This is a genomic window from Streptomyces sp. Y309, assembly GCF_056712025.1.
Map to the genome: position 1 here is coordinate 3899802 of NZ_CM160048.1, position 22258 is coordinate 3922059.

Consider the following 22258-nt stretch of genomic DNA (forward strand, 5'->3'; position numbering starts at 1 on the left):
ACGGTGGCCGGTATCGAGCCCGCCGTGCGGTTGAAGACACGCACACGAGCCCGGGCACACCCCAGGCACAAGGTCTGAGCGTACCTACCTCATTGGCTGCGGTCAAAACAAATACCCCGGACCCAGGACACGCCGGGCGGACTCAGCTCGAGGTCACCGACACGATCAGGAGCAGGAGCAGGGTCCAGGCCGCGATCGACAGCCAGCCGAGGACCAGGCCCGCGACCGCCATGCCGTCCCCGCCCTCGTGCGTGTGGCGGATCTCCGAGCGGGCCATGTGCCCCAGGATGACCGCGGGCACGGCCGTCAGGCCCAGGGTGAAGAACGTGCCGATGCCGCAGGCGAGCGCCGCGCCCGCCTTGCCGTTCGTGGGCGGCGCCACCGGCATGAACGTCGGCGGCACATGCCCCGGCGCGGGCTGCTGGAAGCCGAGCGGGCCCTGCGGGAGATCCGCGACCAGCAGGCTCAACTCCCCCACCGTGCGGGCCTCGTAGGCGCGGCCCACCCGCCGCTCGTACTCGTCCTGCTGCAGGCGGCCCTCGGCGAAGCCCGCCCGCAGCACGTCGACCGCGCGCTCACGGTCGGAGTGCCCGGCGAGCATCGGCGGCTGGCCCGGCTGTGCGGCGGGCAGTCCCTGCTTGGGCGGCCACGGCCCCGGCTGCCACGACGGATTCGTCACGCGCGCCTCCCCCGGAAGTTGTCTGTCCCCATGATGCGCCAACGCGCCGCAGGGCGGCCACCCGACCTCGCCGGGTGACCGCCCTGTGGTGTGTGCTACGCGCTCTTACTGGTTGTACGGACCGTAGTCGTAGTCCTCCAGCGGCACGGCCTGACCCGAACCCGTCCCGAAGGGCGAGTAGTCGATGTCGTCGTAGCCGACGGCCGAGTACATCGCGGCCTTGGCCTCCTCGGTCGGCTCGACCCGGATGTTGCGGTAGCGGGACAGGCCCGTACCGGCCGGGATGAGCTTACCGATGATGACGTTCTCCTTGAGGCCGATGAGGCTGTCGGACTTGGCGTTGATCGCCGCGTCCGTCAGCACTCGGGTCGTCTCCTGGAAGGAGGCGGCCGACAGCCAGGACTCCGTCGCCAGCGAGGCCTTGGTGATACCCATCAGCTGCGGACGGCCGGAGGCGGGGTGACCGCCCTCGGTGACCACACGACGGTTCTCGGTCTCGAACTTCGAGCGCTCCACGAGCTCGCCCGGCAGCAGCTCCGCGTCGCCGGACTCGATGATCGTCACGCGGCGCAGCATCTGCCGGATGATGATCTCGATGTGCTTGTCGTGGATCGACACACCCTGCGAGTTGTAGACCTTCTGGACCTCGCCGACCAGGTGCACCTGGACGGCGCGCTGGCCGAGGATGCGCAGCACGTCGTGCGGGTTGGTGGCACCCACGGTGAGCTTCTGGCCCACCTCGACGTGGTCGCCCTCGCCCACCAGGAGACGGGCGCGCTTCGAGATCGGGAACGCCGTCTCGTCGCTGCCGTCGTCCGGGGTGACGACGAGCTTCTTGGTCTTCTCGGTCTCCTCGATGCGGACCCGGCCCGCGGCCTCGGAGATCGGGGCGACACCCTTCGGCGTACGGGCTTCGAAGAGCTCGACGACTCGGGGCAGACCCTGGGTGATGTCGTCACCGGCCACACCACCGGTGTGGAAGGTACGCATCGTCAGCTGCGTGCCGGGCTCACCGATGGACTGGGCGGCGATGATGCCGACCGCCTCACCGATGTCGACCAGCTTGCCGGTGGCCAGCGAACGGCCGTAGCAGAAGGCGCAGGTGCCGACCGCCGACTCACAGGTCAGGACCGAGCGGGTCTTGACCTCCTCGACGCCGTTGGCGACCAGGGCGTCGATGAGCACGTCACCGAGGTCGACGTTGGCCGGCGCGATGACCTTGCCGTCGATGACGACGTCCTCGGCCAGCATGCGGGCGTACACCGAGGTCTCGACGTTCTCCGTCTTGCGGAGCACGCCGTCCTCGCCCTTGACCGCGATCTTCAGCTTCAGACCACGCTCGGTGCCACAGTCCTCCTCGCGAATGATGACGTCCTGGGAGACGTCGACCAGACGACGGGTGAGGTAACCGGAGTCGGCGGTACGAAGGGCGGTGTCCGCAAGACCCTTACGGGCACCGTGCGTGGAGATGAAGTACTCCAGCACGGAGAGGCCCTCGCGGAAGGACGCCTTGATCGGACGCGGGATGGTCTCGTTCTTCGCGTTCGACACCAGACCACGCATACCGGCGATCTGCCGCATCTGCATCATGTTTCCTCGGGCACCCGAGTCAACCATCATGAAGATGGGGTTGGTCTTGGGGAAGTTCGCGTTCATCGCCTCGGCGACCTCGTTGGTCGCCTTGGTCCAGATCGCGATGAGCTCCTGCGTGCGCTCTTCCTTGGTGATCAGGCCGCGCTCGTACTGCTTCTGGACCTTCTCGTCCTGCGCCTCGTAGCCCGCGACGATCGCCTTCTTGGCCTCGGGGACCACGACGTCGGAGATGGCCACGGTGACACCGGAACGGGTCGCCCAGTAGAAGCCCGCCGCCTTCAGGTTGTCGAGCGTCGCCGCCACGATGACCTTGGGGTAGCGCTCGGCCAGGTCGTTGACGATCTCGGAGAGCTGCTTCTTGCCCACCGAGTAGTCGACGAACGGGTAGTCCTCGGGCAGCAGCTCGTTGAAGAGCGCGCGGCCCAGGGTCGTACGCAGCCGGAAGCTGTCGCCCTGCTGGTACTCCTGCTCGCCCTCCTCGATGGCCGGCGGGGTCCAGCCGCGCGGCGGGATGGTGCCCACCGGGAAGCGGATGTCGACCTTCGCCTGCAGCGAGAGCTCGCCGGCGTCGAACGCCATGATCGCCTCGGCCGTGGAGCCGAACGAACGGCCCTCGCCCTTGACTTCGCGCTCCTCCTCGTCCGTGGTGAGGAAGAACAGACCCAGGACCATGTCCTGCGTCGGCATCGTCACCGGACGGCCGTCGGCCGGCTTGAGGATGTTGTTCGAGGACAGCATCAGGATGCGGGCCTCGGCCTGCGCCTCCGCGGACAGCGGCAGGTGCACGGCCATCTGGTCACCGTCGAAGTCCGCGTTGAACGCGGTGCAGACGAGCGGGTGGATCTGAATGGCCTTGCCCTCGACCAGCTGCGGCTCGAAGGCCTGGATGCCGAGGCGGTGCAGCGTGGGCGCACGGTTCAGCAGCACCGGGTGCTCCGCGATGACCTCTTCGAGCACGTCGTACACGACCGTGCGGCCGCGCTCGACCATGCGCTTCGCCGACTTGATGTTCTGCGCGTGGTTCAGGTCGACCAGGCGCTTCATCACGAACGGCTTGAAGAGCTCCAGCGCCATCGCCTTCGGCAGACCGCACTGGTGCAGCTTCAGCTGCGGACCGACGACGATCACGGAACGCGCGGAGTAGTCCACACGCTTACCGAGCAGGTTCTGACGGAAGCGACCCTGCTTGCCCTTGAGCATGTCGGACAGCGACTTCAGCGGACGGTTGCCGGGGCCCGTCACCGGGCGACCACGACGGCCGTTGTCGAAGAGGGCGTCGACCGCCTCCTGGAGCATGCGCTTCTCGTTGTTCACGATGATCTCGGGCGCGCCGAGGTCGAGAAGCCGCTTCAGGCGGTTGTTGCGGTTGATCACGCGGCGGTACAGGTCGTTCAGGTCGGAGGTCGCGAAGCGGCCACCGTCCAGCTGCACCATCGGACGCAGGTCCGGCGGGATGACCGGCACGCAGTCGAGCACCATGCCCTTGGGGCTGTTGGAGGTCTGCAGGAAGGCAGACACGACCTTCAGCCGCTTCAGCGCACGGGTCTTCTTCTGGCCCTTACCGGTACGGATGATCTCGCGGAGACGCTCGGCCTCCTCGTCGAGGTCGAAGGACTCCAGGCGCTTCTGCAGCGCCGCGGCACCCATCGAACCGTCGAAGTACGTGCCGAAGCGGTCACGCAGCTCGCGGTAGAGCAGCTCGTCGCCCTCCAGGTCCTGGACCTTGAGGTTCTTGAAGCGGTTCCACACCTCGTCGAGACGGTCGATCTCGCGCTGCGCACGGTCGCGCAGCTGCTTCATCTCCCGCTCGGCACCTTCGCGCACCTTGCGGCGTACGTCGGCCTTGGCGCCCTCGGCCTCCAGCTCGGCCAGGTCGGTCTCGAGCTTCTTGGCGCGGGCCTCCAGGTCGGAGTCGCGGCGGTTCTCGATCTGCTGGCGCTCCACGGAGACGTGCGCCTCCAGGGAGGGCAGGTCGCGGGTGCGGCGCTCCTCGTCCACGAACGTGATCATGTACGCGGCGAAGTAGATGACCTTCTCGAGGTCCTTCGGCGCGAGGTCGAGGAGGTAGCCGAGGCGCGACGGGACGCCCTTGAAGTACCAGATGTGCGTGACGGGCGCGGCCAGCTCGATGTGGCCCATCCGCTCACGGCGCACCTTGGCGCGAGTGACCTCGACGCCGCAGCGCTCACAGATGATGCCCTTGAAGCGGACGCGCTTGTACTTGCCGCAGTAGCACTCCCAGTCCCGGGTCGGACCGAAGATCTTCTCGCAGAAGAGTCCGTCCTTTTCGGGCTTGAGGGTGCGGTAGTTGATGGTCTCGGGCTTCTTGACCTCGCCGTGGCTCCACTGACGGATGTCGTCAGCGGTGGCCAGACCGATCCGGAGCTCATCGAAGAAGTTGACGTCGAGCACTATGCGTCAATCCCTCTCAGGGTTGTAAGTCTTAGGGGTCTGAAACGGGGTCCTGGGGCCGGCGGGCTCATCGCTGAGCCCGCCGGACTCCCGTCAGACCTCTTCGACGCTGCTCGGCTCGCGCCGGGACAGGTCGATGCCGAGCTCCTCCGCCGCGCGGAAGACGTCCTCGTCCGTGTCGCGCATCTCGATGGACATGCCGTCCGAGGACAGCACCTCCACGTTGAGGCAGAGCGACTGCATTTCCTTGATGAGCACCTTGAAGGACTCGGGAATGCCGGGCTCGGGGATGTTCTCGCCCTTGACGATGGCCTCGTAGACCTTCACGCGGCCGGTCACGTCGTCGGACTTGATCGTCAGCAGCTCCTGGAGGGCGTAGGCGGCGCCGTAAGCCTCCAGCGCCCACACCTCCATCTCGCCGAAGCGCTGGCCACCGAACTGAGCCTTACCACCCAGCGGCTGCTGGGTGATCATCGAGTACGGACCGGTCGACCGGGCGTGCAGCTTGTCGTCGACCAGGTGGTGCAGCTTGAGGATGTACATGTACCCGACCGAGATCGGGTCCGGGAACGGCTCGCCGGAGCGGCCGTCGAACAGGCGCGCCTTGCCGGAGGGGAGCACCATGCGCTCGCCGTCGCGGTTCGGGATCGTGTGCTGGAGCAGACCGGCCAGCTCGTCCTCGCGGGCACCGTCGAAGACGGGGGTCGCGACGTTCGTGCCGGGCTGGACCGCGTCGGCGCCGATGACCTGCAGGCGCTGAGCCCACTCCTCGCCGAGACCGGAGACGTCCCAGCCGCGGCTGGCGAGCCAGCCGAGGTGGATCTCCAGGACCTGTCCCGGGTTCATTCGGGACGGGACACCCAGCGGGTTGAGGATGATGTCGACCGGAGTTCCGTCCTCGAGGAACGGCATGTCCTCGATGGGCAGGATCTTCGAGATGACGCCCTTGTTGCCGTGTCGGCCGGCGAGCTTGTCACCGTCGGTGATCTTGCGCTTCTGCGCCACGTACACGCGCACCAGCTGGTTCACACCGGGGGGAAGCTCGTCGCCCTCCTCGCGGTCGAAGACGCGGACGCCGATGACCTTGCCGATCTCGCCGTGCGGGACCTTCAGGGAGGTGTCACGGACCTCGCGGGCCTTCTCACCGAAGATCGCGCGGAGCAGACGCTCCTCCGGCGTCAGCTCGGTCTCGCCCTTGGGCGTGACCTTGCCGACGAGGATGTCGCCGGCGACGACCTCGGCACCGATCCGGATGATGCCGCGCTCGTCGAGGTCGGCGAGGACCTCCTCGGAGACGTTCGGGATGTCCCGGGTGATCTCCTCCGGGCCGAGCTTGGTGTCACGGGCGTCGACCTCGTGCTCCTCGATGTGGATCGAGGAGAGGACGTCGTCCTGGACGAGGCGCTGCGACAGGATGATCGCGTCCTCGTAGTTGTGGCCCTCCCACGGCATGAACGCGACCAGCAGGTTCTTGCCGAGCGCCATCTCGCCGTTCTCGGTGGCCGGGCCGTCGGCGAGGACCTGGCCCTCGACCACGCGAGCGCCCTCCTCCACGACGACCTTCTGGTTCACCGAGGTGCCCTGGTTGGAGCGGGAGAACTTGGCGACGCGGTACGTGGTGTACGTGCCGTCGTCGTTGGTGACGGTGACGTAGTCCGCGGAGACCTCCTGGACCACACCCGCCTTCTCGGCCTTGATCACGTCACCGGCGTCGACCGCGCAGCGGTACTCCATGCCGGTGCCGACGAGGGGGGCCTCGGCGGTGATCAGCGGCACGGCCTGGCGCATCATGTTCGCGCCCATGAGGGCACGGTTGGCGTCGTCGTGCTCGAGGAAGGGGATCATGGCGGTCGCGACCGACACCATCTGGCGCGGCGAGACGTCCATGTAGTCCACGTCGGAACCGGCGACGTAGTCGACCTCGCCACCACGGCGGCGGACCAGGACGCGGTTCTCGGCGAACCGCATGTCGTCGGTCAGCGGCGCGTTGGCCTGGGCGATGACGAAGCGGTCCTCCTCGTCGGCGGTCAGGTAGTCCACCTCGTCGGTGACCTGGTCGTCGGCGACCCTGCGGTACGGCGTCTCGACGAAGCCGAACGCGTTGACACGGCCGTACGAGGCGAGCGAGCCGATCAGACCGATGTTCGGGCCTTCGGGCGTCTCGATCGGGCACATGCGGCCGTAGTGGGACGGGTGCACGTCACGGACCTCGAAGCCGGCCCGCTCACGGGAGAGACCACCCGGGCCGAGCGCCGACAGGCGGCGCTTGTGGGTGAGACCCGACAGCGGGTTGTTCTGGTCCATGAACTGCGACAGCTGGCTGGTGCCGAAGAACTCCTTGATGGAGGCGACGACCGGCCGGATGTTGATCAGCGTCTGCGGCGTGATCGCCTCGACGTCCTGCGTCGTCATGCGCTCACGCACGACGCGCTCCATACGAGCCAGACCCGTGCGGACCTGGTTCTGGATGAGCTCGCCGACGTTGCGCAGGCGGCGGTTGCCGAAGTGGTCGATGTCGTCGGTCTCGACGACGATGCCCACACCGCTGTCACCGACGGTCTCGGTCTCACCGGCGTGCAGCTTCACCAGGTACTTGATCGAGGCGATGATGTCCTCGACCGTCAGGATGCCCGCGTCGAGCGGAGCGTCCGCACCCAGCTTCTTGTTGACCTTGTAGCGGCCGACCTTCGCGAGGTCGTAGCGCTTCGGGTTGAAGTAGAGGTTCTCGAGCAGCGTCTGAGCGGCCTCACGGGTCGGCGGCTCGCCCGGGCGCAGCTTGCGGTAGATGTCGAGCAGCGCGTCGTCCTGACCCTGGGTGTGGTCCTTCTCCAGGGTGGCGCGCATGGACTCGTACTCGCCGAACTCCTCGAGGATCTGCTCGGTGGTCCAGCCGAGAGCCTTCAGGAGCACGGTGACCGACTGCTTGCGCTTGCGGTCGATGCGGACACCGACCATGTCGCGCTTGTCGATCTCCATCTCCAGCCAGGCACCCCGGGACGGGATGATCTTGGCGGAGAAGATGTCCTTGTCGGACGTCTTGTCGATGGAGGAGTCGAAGTAGACACCGGGCGAACGGACGAGCTGCGACACCACGACACGCTCGGTGCCGTTGATGACGAAGGTGCCCTTGTTCGTCATGAGCGGGAAGTCGCCCATGAAGACCGTCTGAGACTTGATCTCACCGGTCTCGTTGTTGGTGAACTCGGCGGTGACGAAGAGCGGGGCGGCGAACGTGAAGTCGCGCTCCTTGCACTCGTCGATCGAGTTCTTCGGAGGCTCGAAACGGTGGTCGCGGAAGGTCAGCGACATCGACCCGGAGAAGTCCTCGATCGGAGAGATCTCCTCGAAGATCTCCTCCAGACCGGACTTGGTGGGGACGTCCTGTCCGCTTTCCAGAGCCGCCTCGACACGAGCCTTCCACGCGTCGTTGCCGAGCAGCCAGTCAAAGCTCTCGGTCTGCAGCGCAAGAAGGTTCGGAACCTCGAGGGGCTCCTTGATCTTTGCAAAGGAGATGCGCAGCGGGGCGGTGCTGGCGCCGTTGTTCGTATTCGCGGTCGAGGCAGTGCGCGAGGCGGCCAAGAGGGGGTCCTTCCGAGGGCTCGGACTCACTACGCGCGTACCGGTCCCAAGCTGGACACAGAGAGAGGCGTTTCCCGATTTACCCATAGAGGGGCAGGTCAGGGCCGTTTCAATCCACGGTGCTCAAGCGAGGGCATGCCCCTGGTGACGGGCAGGAGGCAGCTAACAGGCAGCGCAAAGGGTCAGTGTAGCCACCTGGCCCACTGATGTCCAGTCCCGGTTTCCGGGGACCCTGTTTGTTCTCAACACCTGCGGCAAGCCACGTCCTCAACGCACATCGATACTGCCCTCTTCGCCGCCGATCCATGCCTCGGATGCGGATCGTTGTGACGACGCGTCCTGAGAATTGCGCGCTGCGTGCGGTTCGTCAAGGCCCCCCTTGCCCGGACGAGGCCTGGCGCCGTCGCCGTCACGGCCCGTCGCCAGGCACAACGAAGATCACCATACTCGCCGCGACCGACAGTGCAAGGCAGCCGCCGCACGCGTACCCGGGAACGCCGAAAGGCGACCACCCACATGGGTGATCGCCGTTCGGTGTGTGTGCGTTACAGCCCTGGGCCGCGACCACACGGAAGAGTCAGAAGACTCGTGCCACGCGCCCGTGGGCGCATGGCGAGGTGTTACTTGACCTCGACGGAGGCGCCGGCGCCCTCGAGGGCCTCCTTGGCCTTGTCCGCGGCGTCCTTGGCGACCTTCTCGAGGACCGGCTTCGGGGTGCCGTCGACGAGGTCCTTGGCCTCCTTCAGACCCAGGGAGGTCAGCTCACGCACGACCTTGATGACCTGGATCTTCTTGTCGCCGGCGCCGGTGAGGATGACGTCGAACTCGTCCTGCTCCTCGGCGGCCTCGGCCGGGGCGGCCGGGCCGGCCGGGCCGGCAACGGCGACCGCGGCGGCGGCGGTGACGTCGAACTTCTCCTCGAAGGCCTTCACGAACTCGGAGAGCTCGATGAGGGTCATCTCTTCGAACTGGGCGAGCAGGTCGTCCTGGCTGAGCTTCGCCATGATGGCGGTCCTTCCACTAATTCGGCTGGTGCCGGATGTACATGAGAGGCGGGCGTACAAGTGGCCCGCTACGACCGTCGCCTCGGGCGGCGGTCACTGCGCGAGCCGAATTACTCGGCACCGCCCTGCTCGCCCTGCTTGGCACGAAGCGCGTCCACGGTGCGGACGAGCTTCGACGGGAGCGCCTGGAAGACCTGAGCAGCCTGAGTCTGCTTGCCCTTCATGGCGCCCGCCAGCTTGGCGAGCAGAACCTCGCGGGACTCGAGGTCCGCAAGCTTCTTGATTTCGTCGGCGGACAGCGCCTTGCCATCAAGGACACCGCCCTTGATGACGAGAGCCGGGTTGTCCTTGGCGAAGTCACGCAGACCCTTCGCCGCCACGACCGGGTCACCGGTCACGAAGGCGACAGCGGTCGAGCCCTTGAGGTGCTCGTCCAGCTGAATCCCGGCCTCGTTGGCCGCGATCTTGGTCAGCGTGTTCTTCACCACACGGTACTGAGCGTTCTCGCCGAGAGAACGACGCAGCTCCTTGAGCTGCGCCACGGACAGTCCGGTGTAAGAAGTCACAACAGCAGCGTTGGAGTCGCGCAGCTTCTGCGTGATCTCCTCGACGGCTGCGACCTTGTCGGACGTCGCCATGAGCCTCGGCCTCCTTCCGGGGTGATGATCCTCGACTGACCTTTCGATCAGCCGCGTGTCGCCGGACCGCCTGAATCAGGCACGCGAGGAAGGGGCTCTGCACAAAACAAAACGCCCCGGCGCAGGCGCACGGGGCATGAGCTCGACCTGACGGCAGGGCCGTCCGGGAGCACTTCCACAGTCACCTACGCGGGTCGTCCGCAGCTTCAGCGGATCCTTCGGCCGTCGCACGCTCTTGCGAGCACACGACAACGACCAGCGGTCTTTGGCTTCTGTGGAAGATTACGCGAACCAGGCCGCGTCAAGCAAATCGGGTCAGCGGGTCCCGCCCGAGTCGGTCAGCGGGTCCCGCCCGAGTCCTTCATCATCTCGGCGAGGTCCATGACGTCCTTCTTCGGCGGGGCCGTGACCTTCACCGGCTTGTTCACGTCGAAGAACGTGATCGTCATGTCGAGCTTGCCCTTGTCGGCCTTGCCCTGGGTGCGGAAGCGCTTGGTGTGGTCGTCGCCGTCGATCCAGATGTCCATGGACATCTTGTCGATGCCCATGTCCTCGTACTTCTTGATGTTCTTCTCTTGGCGCTCGCGGGTCTTGGCGTCCTTCTTCTTCAGCTCCGCGCGCATCTGGTCCATCGTGACCGTGCCCCGGTAGTGGGTGGTCTCGACGCCCTCGATGGTCTCCTCGCCGACCTTCTCGACGTCGTCGGAGCCGGTGAGGAGGGTGGACTCCGCGGCCGGGTTCTGCTCGGCCGCGCCGGTGGCGGAGGTGGGGGCGGGCTTGTTCGGCGCGCCCTCGCCCAGGGTATTGGCGTCGAACTTGAGCCAGCGCTTGCCGTCCATCTCGGCCGCGGCCTCCTTGCCGCCGCCCATGTAGAAGCCGCCGTCGACGAGCCGCATCTCTATCTTCCCGGGGCTCTGGGGCGAGCTGAGCTTCATGCGCATGGCGAGCGGCTCGACGGTCATCGACGCCTCGCCCTGGAAGGTCCCGTCCTCCGGCGCCTGGCCCTTCATGCGGAAGCTGAACGACTTCAGCTCCTCGCTCTTCTCCGCGGCCTTCTGCACGGCCGCCGCGGGCGCCATGTCGCCCCCCGCCTTGTCGGCCTTGTCCGACCCACAGCTGACCGCGCCGCCGGCGAGCAGCACGGCCGCCAGGGCGGCACCCGCGGTTCTCTTACGTCCGTTACGTACGGAAATGCTCATGACCCCACCCCTAGGAACGTTTGATCCACTTATTGGGGCTGAGATTACCCGAAGGAGAGCGGAACTCTCCTCCGGGTACCGCGCTGAGCAGGGCTCTTGGGCAGCCGGCGCGGCCGTCGGCTACACGCCGCCGGGCTGACGGTTCATCAAGTCCTTGAAGTCCGCGGTGTCGTCGGCGGGCGGCTCCTCGGCGGAGACCTCGGTGCCGTAGTCGCTGTAGTACGCGGTGGCGGAGAGCGAGCCGGTCTTCATCTGGCCGCGCTCGGTCTTCTTCACGAGCAGGTTCTCGTCGTTGACCCAGATGTCGATGGTCTCGGTGGTGATCCCGGCCTGCTCCAACTGGCTCTTCATGTCGGCCAGTTGGGACTCGCTGAGGCCGGAGCTCCGCTCCGCGAGCTCGGCGACGTCGACGGTGCCGGAGTAGTGCGTGGTGTCCACGCCGCGCACCTCCTCCTCGCCGACCTTCTTCACGTCGCCGGAGGCGAGCAGCATCTTCACCGACTGCTGCGGCGTGCTGTTCTGCATCGCGTCCTTCATGTACGCGCCCGAGCCGCCGCCGATCTTCTCCAGGTCGTCGTACGCGTACTTCACCCAGTGCTTGCCGTCGGCCTGGGCGGCGAACTGCTCGCCCATCTTCGCGTAGTAGGCCTCGGGCAGATAGCGGGCCTCCATGGACGTGCTGCCGGCCCGGCGCATCGTCTCGGCCATCTGGCCACCGGTGTACGTGATGGTCATGTTGCCGGTGAGGCCGTCGGCCCAGCCGAGGGCGCCCTTGGCCTTCATGGACATCACGGTGCCCATGGTCGTCTGGGACTCGACCTTGGCGGAGTCCGCCTTGTCGGTGGTGTTCTGGATGGTGCGCAGCGCGGATATCGGGTTGGCGTTGAGGCCGCCCTTGCTCCCGCCTGTGCCCTTGGAGCCGTCAGAGCCGTCCGAGTCGTCCGACGAGCCGCAGGCCGCGACCCCGGTCAGAGCCGTCGCGGCCGCGATCGCCAGAGCCATGCGTCGCACAGTCATGCCGTTCATGTCGTCCCACCCCTTGCGTCGATGGAGAGCCGGCATGCTGGCGCAGCCCGCTCGTCCGCGTATTCCGTACGTATCCGAAAGCACGCGGGCACAGCCCGTTCCACGAGCATGTACCCGGAAAACGGGACGGGTCCCGCACCCTGAATGGTTGCGGGACCCGTCACAAACGCGCCAGACGCGCGGCTGCCGTCAGTGTCAGACGGCGGCCGGGTCCTCCTCGGTGAGGAGGTTGCGGGTGCGGTTGGGGTCGACCGGAATGCCGGGGCCCATCGTGGTGGTGATGGAGGCCTTCTTGATGTAGCGACCCTTGGCGGCGGACGGCTTCAGACGGAGGATCTCCTCCAGCGCGGCGCCGTAGTTCTCCACCAGCTTGGTGTCGTCGAAGGACGCCTTGCCGATGATGAAGTGCAGGTTCGAGTGCTTGTCGACGCGGAACTCGATCTTGCCGCCCTTGATGTCGTTGACAGCCTTCACGACGTCGGGGGTGACGGTGCCGGTCTTCGGGTTCGGCATCAGACCACGCGGACCGAGCACGCGGCCGAGGCGGCCGACCTTGCCCATGAGGTCCGGGGTGGCGACGACGGCGTCGAAGTCCAGGCGGCCCTTCGCGACCTCGTCGATCAGCTCGTCGGCGCCGACGATGTCGGCCCCAGCGGCTTCCGCGGCCGCAGCACGGTCACCGGTCGCGAAGACCAGGACCCGGGCGGTCTTGCCGGTGCCGTGCGGGAGGTTCACGGTGCCACGGACCATCTGGTCGGCCTTGCGCGGGTCGACACCCAGGCGGAAGGCGACCTCGACGGTGCCGTCGAACTTGGTCGCGGAGGTCTCCTTGGCGAGACGGACGGCCTCGAGGGGGGCGTACAGCTTGTCCCGGTCGATCTTGGCGTCCGCAGCGCGGAGAGTCTTGCTGCGCTTCACTTCTACTCCTGAGGTTCAGGTTTGGAGTTCGTGGTCCGGGCCAGCGCCTGGCCCTGCCACTTGAGGTCACGGTGCCGACTGTGCGGCTCCGTCAGGGTGAGGTCAGCCCTCGACCGTGATGCCCATGGAACGGGCGGTGCCGGCGATGATCTTCGACGCGGCGTCCAGGTCGTTCGCGTTGAGGTCGGGCATCTTGGTGGTGGCGATCTCGCGGACCTGCGCCTCGGTGATCTTGGCGACCTTGGTCTTGTGCGGCTCGCCGGAGCCCTTCTCCACGCCCGCGGCCTTGAGGATCATCTTGGCGGCCGGCGGCGTCTTGGTGATGAAGGTGAAGGAACGGTCCTCGTAGACCGTGATCTCCACCGGGATCACCCAGCCACGCTGCGACTCGGTCGCGGCGTTGTACGCCTTGCAGAACTCCATGATGTTCACGCCGTGCTGGCCCAGCGCGGGGCCGACCGGCGGAGCCGGGTTGGCGGCGCCGGCCTGGATCTGGAGCTTGATCAGCCCCGTGACCTTCTTCTTCTTGGGAGGCATTGCTCTCTCCGGGTCCTAGTGAGAGTGTTGAGCCGCATCCGTGGCGATGATCATCGATAGTCGCGATCATCCGGATGGAGGCATACCGCCCTACGATAACGGGTAACTCGGCGGGGCCCAAACCGATACCTGAACAGGGCCGCGGGCCCCGACCTCCCAAGGGTCGGGGCCCGCGGCCTTGTGACGCCCGGCGGCGAGCGCCGCCGGGCGCCGCGCTCAGCAGCGCTTGGACGTCATGGCCTGGCCCGGCAGCGCGTCGCCGGGCGCGCGCAGCTGACCGATCGCCGCCGTGCACTCGGCCGCCGTGTCGGCGGGCAGCGACCAGAACTCCTGCAGGTTGGTCCTGTTCCACCAGTCCTGGCCGACGATCTCGTCGCGCGCGTAGCTGTACACGCCGGTGCTGACGTCGTAGTCCTTGACCTTGTCGCGGAAGCTCTGCCACACCCAGACGTAGCCGTAGTTCTGCTTGCACTTGGGCGAGTAGAACTGCTTCACCGACGCGGCGTGCGCGCCGCCCCGGTCGATGTACGCGGTGGTGCCGATCTGGTAGGCGTCGGAGCAGACCCCGGCCGCCTGGGCCTTGACGCTCTTCGGGTTCCCGTCCGCCGAGGGCGCGGTCGACTGGGGAGCGGCCCTTCTGGCGTCGGGCGAGGGCGCGGGGCCGGTTCCGGCCAGCGCCGTGCCGGCGCCGAACAGGACGAAGGCACAGGCAGAGGCAGCGATCGCGGTCTTGCGGGCACGCATCAGGTGGTCCCCCTTGCTCGTCGGTGAATGAGCCCGGCGTCCATACCGCCGCAGAGCACCACAAATCGCCGCTCATGGTGACAGAGATCCCCATAAGCGTGCTGAGGTGTCGTGGAGGAAGGGACCGGGCGTTTCCGTCTACAAGTGAGACAGTCCGAGGCGCCGGATGGTTGTGGTGCAGAACACATTTACTTCCGGTCGCCCACGACAGAGCCCCTGAGCTGCGGTTTCCCGCTGCTCAGGGGCTCTGTTGGAAGATCGTCGAGCTGGTTCCGCCGGAACCGCCCGTTCTTCTAGTTCTTCTGGATCTGGTCGAAGCTGAGCTCGACCGGGGTCTCGCGGCCGAAGATCTCGACGAGGCCCTTGACCTTCTTCGAGTCGGCGTTGATCTCGTTGATCGTGGCCTGGAGCGTGGCGAACGGGCCGTCGGTGACGGTGACCGAGTCGCCGACCTCGAAGTCCAGGACCTGGACCTCGACCTTGCGCTGCGGGGCGGGCTTGCCCTCGGCCTCGGCGGCCTCGCGGGCGGCCTTCTCCTCGGCCTCCGGGGCGAGCATCTTGACGATCTCGTCCAGGGTCAGCGGGTACGGGTCGTAGGCGTTGCCGACGAAGCCGGTGACACCGGGGGTGTTGCGGACGACGCCCCAGGACTCGTTCGTCAGGTCCATGCGCACCAGCACGTAGCCGGGGAGCTTGTTCTGACGGATGGTCTTGCGCTCGCCGTTCTTGATCTGCGCGACCTCTTCCTGCGGCACCTCGGCCTGGAAGATGAAGTCCTCGACGTTCAGCGAGACGGCGCGCTGTTCGAGGTTGGTCTTCACGCGGTTCTCGTAACCGGCGTACGTGTGGATGACGTACCACTCGCCGGGCAGGCCGCGGAGTTCCTCGCGCAGGGCGGCGATCGGGTCGACGGGCTCGGCCTCCTCCGCGGGGGCCTCGTCCTCGACGGCCTCGGCTGCTTCGGCGTCCTCGTCGGTCTCGGCGACGGCAATGCCGCCCTCGGCCGCTTCCTCGTCGGACTCCTCGTGCAGGGCCGCTTCCTCGGCGGGCTCGCCCGCGGCGGCGTCGGCAGCCTCGGCCTGGTCCGGGTCCTCGGCGTCCGCCGCCTCGACGATGTCGAGCTGGTCCTCCACGGACTCCGCCGACTCGATGGCGTCGTTCAGGTTCGGGTCAGACACGGTGGCTGCTTCTTCCTGGATACATGGGGGTGGAACACGCGAAAGGGGCGCCTGGTGCGGCGCCCTTCGCTTTCGGCTCAGCCGAAGACGTACTTGATGAGGTTGCTGAAGCCATAGTCAATCACGGTCACGAGACCGATCATGATGACGACGAAGATGATCACGACTGTGGTGTACGTCGTGAGCTGATTGCGCGTCGGCCAGACGACCTTGCGAAGCTCGGCGACGATCTGACGGTAGAACAGCGCCAGCCGACCCAGGGGGCCCTTCTTGCCGCGCTTGCCGCCCTTGCGCGCCTTCTTCTTGTCGGGCGCCTCGTCCTGGGCATCAGGCATGTCGATGGAGCCCACGGCGTCCGTCACTCGTCTCACCTGATTCCGGGTCGTGGCCGTGCCGCGCCCGGTTGAGCCGCACGGCGGTGCATTGCAGTACGTACATGCGCACACATCCTGGCGAAGGTGTGTGTAGCAGGGCCGGAGGGACTTGAACCCCCAACCGCTGGTTTTGGAGACCAGTGCTCTACCAATTGAGCTACGACCCTTTGATTTCCCCCAACCTACAGCATCCGACCGTGTGCACCGAGTGCGCTGGGAAGGTGCTGCCGGTGAGGGCCAACGACGAGTGAGTGTACGTGGTCCGGGGCGCCTCGTCGAACAGGATGGGATCCGCCCGCCGATCCGCCGGTCCTGGAAACCCATGTGTCCGAGGCCTTTCAGGTCTGGAACGATGGGCCCCATGAGCGCTGTCACTCCACCCACCGAGCGCCGGGTCTCCGCCCGAGTCGGCGCGATCTCCGAGTCCGCGACCCTCGCCGTCGACGCCAAGGCAAAGGCCCTCAAGGCCGCCGGGCGCCCGGTGATCGGTTTCGGCGCGGGCGAGCCGGACTTCCCGACCCCGGACTACATCGTCGAGGCCGCGATCGAGGCCTGCAAGAACCCGAAGTACCACCGCTACACGCCCGCGGGCGGTCTGCCCGAGCTGAAGGCCGCGATCGCCGCGAAGACGCTGCGCGACTCCGGGTACGAGCCCGACGTCTCGCAGATCCTGGTCACCAACGGCGGCAAGCAGGCGATCTACGAGGCCTTCGCCGCGATCCTCGACCCGGGCGACGAGGTCATCGTCCCGGCGCCGTACTGGACGACGTACCCGGAGTCGATCCGGCTCGCGGGCGGCGTCCCGGTCGAGGTCGTCGCCGACGAGACCACCGGCTACCGCGTCTCCGTGGAGCAGCTGGAGGCCGCGCGCACGGAGAAGACGAAGGTCGTGCTCTTCGTGTCGCCGTCGAACCCGACGGGCGCGGTGTACAGCGAGGCCGACACCGAGGCCATCGGCCGCTGGGCCGTCGAGCACGGCCTGTGGGTCATGACCGACGAGATCTACGAACACCTCGTCTACGGAGACGCGGCCTCCGTCTCGCTGCCCGCCCTCCTGCCCGAGCTGCGCGACAAGTGCATCGTGGTCAACGGCGTCGCGAAGACGTACGCCATGACGGGCTGGCGCGTGGGGTGGATCATCGGCCCCAAGGACGTCGTGAAGGCCGCGACGAACCTCCAGTCGCACGCCACGTCCAACGTCTCCAACGTCGCGCAGGCCGCCGCCATCGCCGCCGTCTCCGGTGACCTGACGGCCGTCGACAAGATGCGCGAGGCCTTCGACCGGCGCCGCCGGACGATCGTGCGGATGCTGAACGAGATCGACGGCGTGCTGTGCCCGGAGCCCGAGGGCGCGTTCTACGCGTACCCCTCGGTGAAGGCGCTCATCGGCAAGGAGATCCGCGGCAAGCGCCCGCAGAACACCGTCGAGCTGGCCGCGCTCATCCTGGAGGAGGCCGAGGTCGCGGTCGTCCCGGGCGAGGCCTTCGGGACGCCGGGCTATCTGCGGCTCTCGTACGCCCTGGGCGACGAGGACCTGGTCGAGGGCGTCTCGCGGATCCAGAAGCTGCTGGCGGAAGCGCGCAGCTGAGGTTCGCGGGGTTTTCGCGCTCCACGCGCGCGTGACGGGCACCTACGGATTTCCATAGGTGCCCGTTTTTGCGTAGGTGCCCGTTTGTCCGTTCGGGGAAGTACCCCGTGAGGAAAAGCGGCTACCGGGACCCATGGTCGTACGGCAAGATCCTGGAATGGAGCGCGTACGAGACGTAAGAGAGCTGCCCAAGGCCCACCTGCATCTGCACTTCACCGGGTCGATGCGGCCCTCGACGCTGCTTGAGCTCGCCGACAAGTACGGGGTCCGGCTGCCGGACGCGCTGACCGGCGGCAATCCTCCGAAGCTGCGGGCCACCGACGAGCGGGGCTGGTTCCGCTTCCAGCGGCTCTACGACATGGCGCGGTCCTGTCTGCGCGAGCCGGAGGACATCCAGCGGCTGGTGCGGGAGGCGGCCCAGGAGGACATCAGGGACGGGTCGGGGTGGCTGGAGATCCAGGTCGACCCGACGTCGTACGCGCCCCGGCTCGGCGGGCTCATCCCGGCCCTGGAGATCATCCTGGACGCCGTCGACAGCGCCTCGCGCGAGACCGGCCTCGGGATGCGCGTCCTGGTCGCCGCGAACCGCATGAAGCACCCTCTGGACGCGCGCACGCTGGCCCGGCTCGCGGTGCGGTACGCCGACCGCGGTGTCGTCGGCTTCGGGCTCTCCAACGACGAACGGCGGGGCATGGCGCGGGACTTCGACCGCGCCTTCGCCATCGCCCGCGACGGCGGCCTGCTCGCGGCGCCGCACGGCGGCGAGCTGACCGGGCCCGCGTCGGTGCGCGACTGCCTGGACGACCTGCACGCGCGCCGCATCGGCCACGGAGTGCGGGCGGCCGAGGACCCGCGGCTGCTCAGACGGCTCGCGGAGCGGGGCGTGACATGCGAGGTGTGCCCGGCGTCCAACGTGGCGCTCGGGGTGTACGAGAAGCCCGAGGACGTGCCCCTGCGGACGCTGTACGACGCCGGGGTGCCGATGGCGCTCGGTGCGGACGACCCCCTCCTTTTCGGCTCGCGCCTGGCCGCGCAGTACGAGATCGCGCGGCAGCACCACGGCTTCGAGGACACGGAACTGGCCGAGCTGGCACGGCAGTCGGTGCGGGGGTCGGCCGCTCCGGCGGACGTACAGGAGAAGCTGCTGGCGGGGATCGAGGAGTGGCTGGGTTCTTAGAGCCAGGGTTCTGGAGCCGAGGTCCTGGAACCGATGCCCTGGAGCCGGGGCCCTAGAGGCTGACGCCCACCGTCACCGGCTCGTTGACCAGCGTGACGCCGAAGGCGTCCCGCACGCCCGCGACGACCTCGCGGGCCAGGGCGAGCAGGTCCTCCGTGGTGGCGCCGCCGCGGTTGGTGAGGGCCAGGGTGTGCTTGCTGGAGATGCGGGCGGGGCCCTGGCCGTAGCCCTTGGTGAAGCCCGCCTTGTCGATGAGCCAGGCCGCCGAGGTCTTCACGCGGCCGTCGCCCGCCGGGAACGCGGGCGGGGCGGTGTCCGGGCCGAGCCGCTCCGCCACGCGCGCGTGGAAGACGGCGAACTGCTCGTCCGTGAGGATCGGGTTGGTGAAGAACGACCCGGCCGACCAGCTGTCGTGGTCCTCGGGGTCGAGCACCATGCCCTTGCCCGCGCGCAGCTTCAGGACGGTCTCGCGGGCCACGGCCGCCGGGACCCGCTCGCCCGCCTCGACGCCGAGCGTGCGGGCGGTCTCCGGGTAGGCGATCGGGGCGCTCATCCCGCCCGCGTCCTCCAGGGCGAACCGCACCCGCAGGACCACGAAACGGTCGGGATGGGCCTTGAAACGGCTGTGGCGGTACGAGAAGTCGCACTCCGCGTTCGGAATGGCGACCGTCTCCTGAGTCCGCCGGTCGTACGCGATCACTTCGGTGATCGTCGAGGAGACCTCCTGACCGTACGCGCCCACGTTCTGGATGGGCGTCGCGCCCGCGGAGCCGGGGATGCCGGCGAGGCACTCGATGCCCGCGAGACCGGCCTCGACGGTCCGCGCCACGGCGTCCGTCCAGATCTCACCGGCCGCGAGCTCCAGCCTCGTGCCGTCGAGCGCGAAGCCGGTGGTGGCGATGCGCAGGGCGGTGCCGTCGAAGCCCTTGTCGCCGATGACCAGGTTCGACCCGCCACCGATGATCAGCAACGGGGTGCCACTGTCGTCGGCCTCACGAACGGCGGCGACCACCTCGGCGTCGGTCGTCGCGGTGATCAGTCGGCGAGCGGGCCCACCGAGCCGAAAGGTGGTCAGCGGGGCGAGGGGGGCGTCGTGGAGTACCTGCACGCCCCCAAGGGTACGGGCGGGCGCGACGGTGCCTGCGGGGCGGTCCTGATCACGCAAACGCCGGACGCTGAAACAGCCGTCCCTGGACGTTCAAGCGCCGGACGAGCTGAAATCAGCCCGTCCGGCGCTTGAGGACGAGGCCCGAAGGGCCAATCCAGCCCGTCCGGCGCTTGAGGACGAGGCCCGAAGGGCCAATCCAGCCCGTCCGGCGCTTGAGGACGAGGCCCGAAGGGCCAATCCAGCCCGCCCGGCGTTTGAGGGCGAGGCCCGAAGGGCCGACAGGCGGGGGAAAGGGGGCGCAGCCCCCATAGGACCCCCGTCACACAGAAACCGGCACCCGCTCCCCGGCCGGGGCTTCGGCAACCACGGCGGCGCCGACCCCACGCCGGGGCAAAAGAGCGGCGGCAACGGCCGCAAGGCCGACGGCCCCCGCCCCCACCCACAGCGCAGGCTCAAGCCCGTCCACGAACGCCCGCGGCGCCCCGTACCCGCCCTGCGCGGAGAAGACCGAGGCCAGCACCGCGATGCCGAGCGCCCCGCCCACCTCACGCAGGGCGTTGTTCGCGCCGGAGGCGATGCCCTGCTCGGACGGCCGGACGCTGGCCATGACCAGGCTGGCGGCCGGGGCGAAGTACAGCGCCATGCCGACCCCGCTGATGATCAGGGCGGGAAGCTGAGCGACGTACGACACGTCGGGCGTCAGGACGAGCGCGAACCAGCCGAGCCCGACGGCCTGCAGGGCGAGCCCCGCGGTGACGACCGGCCGGCCCCCGATGCGGTCGGACAGATAGCCGGCGATCGGCGCGACGATCATCGGCATCCCGGTCCAGGGCAGCATGCGCAGCCCCGCCTCGGTGGGCGAGTACCCGAGCACCCCCTGCAGGAACTGGCTGAGCAGGAAGATCGAGCCGAACATCCCGACGAACATCAGCAGGCTCGCCGCGTTGATCGCGGAGAACGCCCGGTTCCGGAAGAGCCGCATCGGCAGCATCGGGTTCTTGCCGCGGATGCCGTGGAGCACGAAGCCGCCGAGCAGCGCGGTGCCCGCGATCAGGCCGGTCAGGACGGGCAAGCTGGTCCACCCGTCGATGTTGCCGCGGATCAGGGCGTAGACGATGCCGAAGAGGCCACCGCTGGCGAGCACGGTGCCGACGGGATCGAGCGGGGCGCCCGTGCCGTAGGACTCCGTGAGGCGCATCCGGGCGAGCGGCAGCAGGGCGAGGCCCAGCGGAACGTTCAGCCAGAAGATCCACTGCCAGGACACGTGCTCGGTGAGCGCGCCCCCGATGAGCGGCCCGCTGGCGACCGCCAGACCGTTGACGGCGCCCCAGATCCCGTACGCCATACCGCGCTTGGCGGCCGGCACGGCGGCCGTGAGCAGCGTCAGGGTGAGCGGCATCATGATCGCGGCGCCGACGCCCTGCACCGCGCGGGCGGCGATCAGCTCGTTGATGCCGGGCGCGAGTGCCGCCGCGGCGGAGGCACCGGTGAAGATCGTGAGGCCGATGCCGAAGAGCTTGCGGCGCCCGAACCTGTCCCCCAGGGCCGCACCGAACATCAGCAGCACGGCGAAGGTGAGGGTGTAGGCGCTCACTGTCCATTCGAGGTCTTCCAGCGCGCCGCCCAGGTCCTTGCGGATGGAGGGCAGCGCGGTGGTGACGACGAGATTGTCGAGCGCCGCCATGAAACCGGCGACGCTGGTGATGACGAGGGCCCAGACGGCTCCCCCGCGCTGTGCTGCTTGCTGTGACATCGCTCCCCCAGCGGTGAGTGTCAGGTTAGTAATTGATGACTAACTTTCCTGGTCATGGCGAGACACGAAACCGAGCCACGAGTGCTACGACTGCTACGTACGACTGCTACGACTGCGCGGAACCGTCCTGAGGCCGGCCCGACTCGTAGAGCCCTTCCCAGACCCGGTGATCGTCGGGAAACCCCATGGCCGACAGGACGTTGATCAGCATTCCGTACGCCATGAACGTCGTCGTCTGGACCGCATCGGCCCCGAGCGGAATATGCGCGGCCTCCCAGATCTCCATCCAGCCGGCGCGCACCATCTCGCCGAACTCGTGGTCCCCGGCGGCCTCGGCGGCCGCCACGGCGACGTACGTGTGGAGCTGCATCTGGAGCTTGTCGGGGTCGTCCGCGATGAGCCGCGAGTACGCGGCGGCCATGGCATGCAGGGCCTCCTCGCCTTCCAGCCCCTCGCTCGCCTCCTCGAAGACCCTGCGGGTCTCCTCCAGGCAGCGCGCCGACGCCGCCAGGAAGATCGCCTTCTTGCTCGGGAAGAGCCGGAAGAGATACGGCTGCGAGACTCCGACACGCTTGGCGATCGCCTCGGTCGATGTCCCGTAATACCCGCCGCGGGCGAACTCGCTCATCGCCGCGCGGATGACGCTCTCGCGCCTCTCCTCTGCGCTCATCCTGACCATGAGGCTAAGTTAGTGGCCAATCACTAACCAAGTCAAGGCGAGTAGGGGGCGCCCGCAATGGCGGACGCCCCT

Annotated in this window: 17 protein-coding genes and 1 tRNA gene; 2 read left to right on the top strand and 16 right to left on the bottom strand. The window is 68.0% G+C overall.

The window, feature by feature from the left end; all coding sequences use genetic code 11:
- Window positions 1–142: 142 nt before the first annotated feature.
- From AC0KTA_RS15265 to AC0KTA_RS15325, 13 genes are all read right to left on the bottom strand, one after another.
- Window positions 143–679 carry a DUF1707 and DUF4190 domain-containing protein gene (locus AC0KTA_RS15265; protein WP_481055669.1) on the bottom strand — a complete coding sequence of 179 codons (537 nt, stop codon included), beginning with the start codon at window positions 677–679 and terminating at the stop codon, window positions 143–145.
- Window positions 680–784: 105 nt separating this feature from the next.
- A complete protein-coding gene (locus AC0KTA_RS15270; RefSeq protein WP_481055670.1) occupies window positions 785–4684 on the bottom strand; it encodes a DNA-directed RNA polymerase subunit beta' in 3900 nt (1299 codons plus the stop codon).
- A gap of 93 nt (window positions 4685–4777) precedes the next feature.
- Complete coding sequence (gene rpoB, locus AC0KTA_RS15275; protein WP_481055671.1) at window positions 4778–8263, bottom strand: DNA-directed RNA polymerase subunit beta; 3486 nt, start codon at window positions 8261–8263, stop codon at window positions 4778–4780.
- A gap of 620 nt (window positions 8264–8883) precedes the next feature.
- Window positions 8884–9267 (bottom strand): 50S ribosomal protein L7/L12, encoded by a 384-nt coding sequence (gene rplL / locus AC0KTA_RS15280; RefSeq protein WP_481055672.1) that lies wholly within the window; start codon window positions 9265–9267, stop codon window positions 8884–8886.
- A 110-nt stretch (window positions 9268–9377) separates the two neighbouring features.
- Window positions 9378–9905, bottom strand: coding sequence for a 50S ribosomal protein L10 (gene rplJ / locus AC0KTA_RS15285; RefSeq protein WP_189728864.1), 528 nt, complete (start codon window positions 9903–9905; stop codon window positions 9378–9380).
- A gap of 338 nt (window positions 9906–10243) precedes the next feature.
- Entirely contained in the window at window positions 10244–11104 is an 861-nt protein-coding gene (locus tag AC0KTA_RS15290) for an SCO4651 family lipoprotein (protein WP_481055673.1), read from the bottom strand.
- A gap of 120 nt (window positions 11105–11224) precedes the next feature.
- Window positions 11225–12130, bottom strand: coding sequence for an SCO4651 family lipoprotein (locus AC0KTA_RS15295; RefSeq protein WP_481055674.1), 906 nt, complete (start codon window positions 12128–12130; stop codon window positions 11225–11227).
- Between the two features lie 195 nt (window positions 12131–12325).
- On the bottom strand, window positions 12326–13048 hold the full coding sequence (gene rplA / locus AC0KTA_RS15300) for a 50S ribosomal protein L1 (protein WP_016645191.1): 723 nt from the start codon (window positions 13046–13048) through the stop codon (window positions 12326–12328).
- A gap of 102 nt (window positions 13049–13150) precedes the next feature.
- On the bottom strand, window positions 13151–13585 hold the full coding sequence (gene rplK, locus AC0KTA_RS15305; RefSeq protein ID WP_016645192.1) for a 50S ribosomal protein L11: 435 nt from the start codon (window positions 13583–13585) through the stop codon (window positions 13151–13153).
- A 216-nt stretch (window positions 13586–13801) separates the two neighbouring features.
- Complete coding sequence (locus AC0KTA_RS15310) at window positions 13802–14329, bottom strand: hypothetical protein (RefSeq protein ID WP_481055675.1); 528 nt, start codon at window positions 14327–14329, stop codon at window positions 13802–13804.
- 293 nt (window positions 14330–14622) lie between these two features.
- Window positions 14623–15507, bottom strand: a complete 885-nt coding sequence (gene nusG, locus AC0KTA_RS15315) for a transcription termination/antitermination protein NusG (protein ID WP_481055676.1) — start codon at window positions 15505–15507, stop codon at window positions 14623–14625.
- Between the two features lie 77 nt (window positions 15508–15584).
- Entirely contained in the window at window positions 15585–15869 is a 285-nt protein-coding gene (gene secE / locus AC0KTA_RS15320; RefSeq protein ID WP_016645195.1) for a preprotein translocase subunit SecE, read from the bottom strand.
- A gap of 106 nt (window positions 15870–15975) precedes the next feature.
- Window positions 15976–16048 (bottom strand) — tRNA-Trp (locus tag AC0KTA_RS15325).
- 194 nt (window positions 16049–16242) lie between these two features.
- Between AC0KTA_RS15325 and AC0KTA_RS15330 the strand changes: the two genes are divergently transcribed.
- Both AC0KTA_RS15330 and AC0KTA_RS15335 read left to right on the top strand, forming a co-directional pair.
- Window positions 16243–17469 (top strand): pyridoxal phosphate-dependent aminotransferase, encoded by a 1227-nt coding sequence (locus AC0KTA_RS15330; protein WP_481055677.1) that lies wholly within the window; start codon window positions 16243–16245, stop codon window positions 17467–17469.
- Window positions 17470–17626: 157 nt separating this feature from the next.
- A complete protein-coding gene (locus AC0KTA_RS15335; protein WP_481055678.1) occupies window positions 17627–18646 on the top strand; it encodes an adenosine deaminase in 1020 nt (339 codons plus the stop codon).
- 52 nt (window positions 18647–18698) lie between these two features.
- Here the strand turns inward: AC0KTA_RS15335 and AC0KTA_RS15340 are convergent, their stop codons facing one another.
- The 3 genes from AC0KTA_RS15340 to AC0KTA_RS15350 form a co-directional block, all read right to left on the bottom strand.
- Window positions 18699–19754 (bottom strand): UDP-N-acetylmuramate dehydrogenase, encoded by a 1056-nt coding sequence (locus tag AC0KTA_RS15340; protein WP_481055679.1) that lies wholly within the window; start codon window positions 19752–19754, stop codon window positions 18699–18701.
- A gap of 319 nt (window positions 19755–20073) precedes the next feature.
- A complete protein-coding gene (locus AC0KTA_RS15345; protein WP_481055680.1) occupies window positions 20074–21507 on the bottom strand; it encodes a DHA2 family efflux MFS transporter permease subunit in 1434 nt (477 codons plus the stop codon).
- Window positions 21508–21613: 106 nt separating this feature from the next.
- A complete protein-coding gene (locus AC0KTA_RS15350) occupies window positions 21614–22186 on the bottom strand; it encodes a TetR/AcrR family transcriptional regulator (protein WP_481055681.1) in 573 nt (190 codons plus the stop codon).
- Window positions 22187–22258: the final 72 nt, after the last annotated feature.

Bases quoted from the DNA above. Each gene is read 5' to 3' on its own strand.
- rplL (WP_481055672.1), bottom strand. From the start codon at position 9,267: ATGGCGAAGCTCAGCCAGGACGACCTGCTCGCCCAGTTCGAAGAGATG.
- rplJ (WP_189728864.1), bottom strand. From the start codon at position 9,905: ATGGCGACGTCCGACAAGGTCGCAGCCGTCGAGGAGATCACGCAGAAG.
- AC0KTA_RS15290 (WP_481055673.1), bottom strand. From the start codon at position 11,104: ATGAGCATTTCCGTACGTAACGGACGTAAGAGAACCGCGGGTGCCGCC.
- AC0KTA_RS15295 (WP_481055674.1), bottom strand. From the start codon at position 12,130: ATGAACGGCATGACTGTGCGACGCATGGCTCTGGCGATCGCGGCCGCG.
- rplK (WP_016645192.1), bottom strand. From the start codon at position 13,585: ATGCCTCCCAAGAAGAAGAAGGTCACGGGGCTGATCAAGCTCCAGATC.
- AC0KTA_RS15310 (WP_481055675.1), bottom strand. From the start codon at position 14,329: ATGCGTGCCCGCAAGACCGCGATCGCTGCCTCTGCCTGTGCCTTCGTC.
- AC0KTA_RS15330 (WP_481055677.1), top strand. From the start codon at position 16,243: ATGAGCGCTGTCACTCCACCCACCGAGCGCCGGGTCTCCGCCCGAGTC.
- AC0KTA_RS15335 (WP_481055678.1), top strand. From the start codon at position 17,627: ATGGAGCGCGTACGAGACGTAAGAGAGCTGCCCAAGGCCCACCTGCAT.
- AC0KTA_RS15345 (WP_481055680.1), bottom strand. From the start codon at position 21,507: ATGTCACAGCAAGCAGCACAGCGCGGGGGAGCCGTCTGGGCCCTCGTC.
- AC0KTA_RS15350 (WP_481055681.1), bottom strand. From the start codon at position 22,186: ATGGTCAGGATGAGCGCAGAGGAGAGGCGCGAGAGCGTCATCCGCGCG.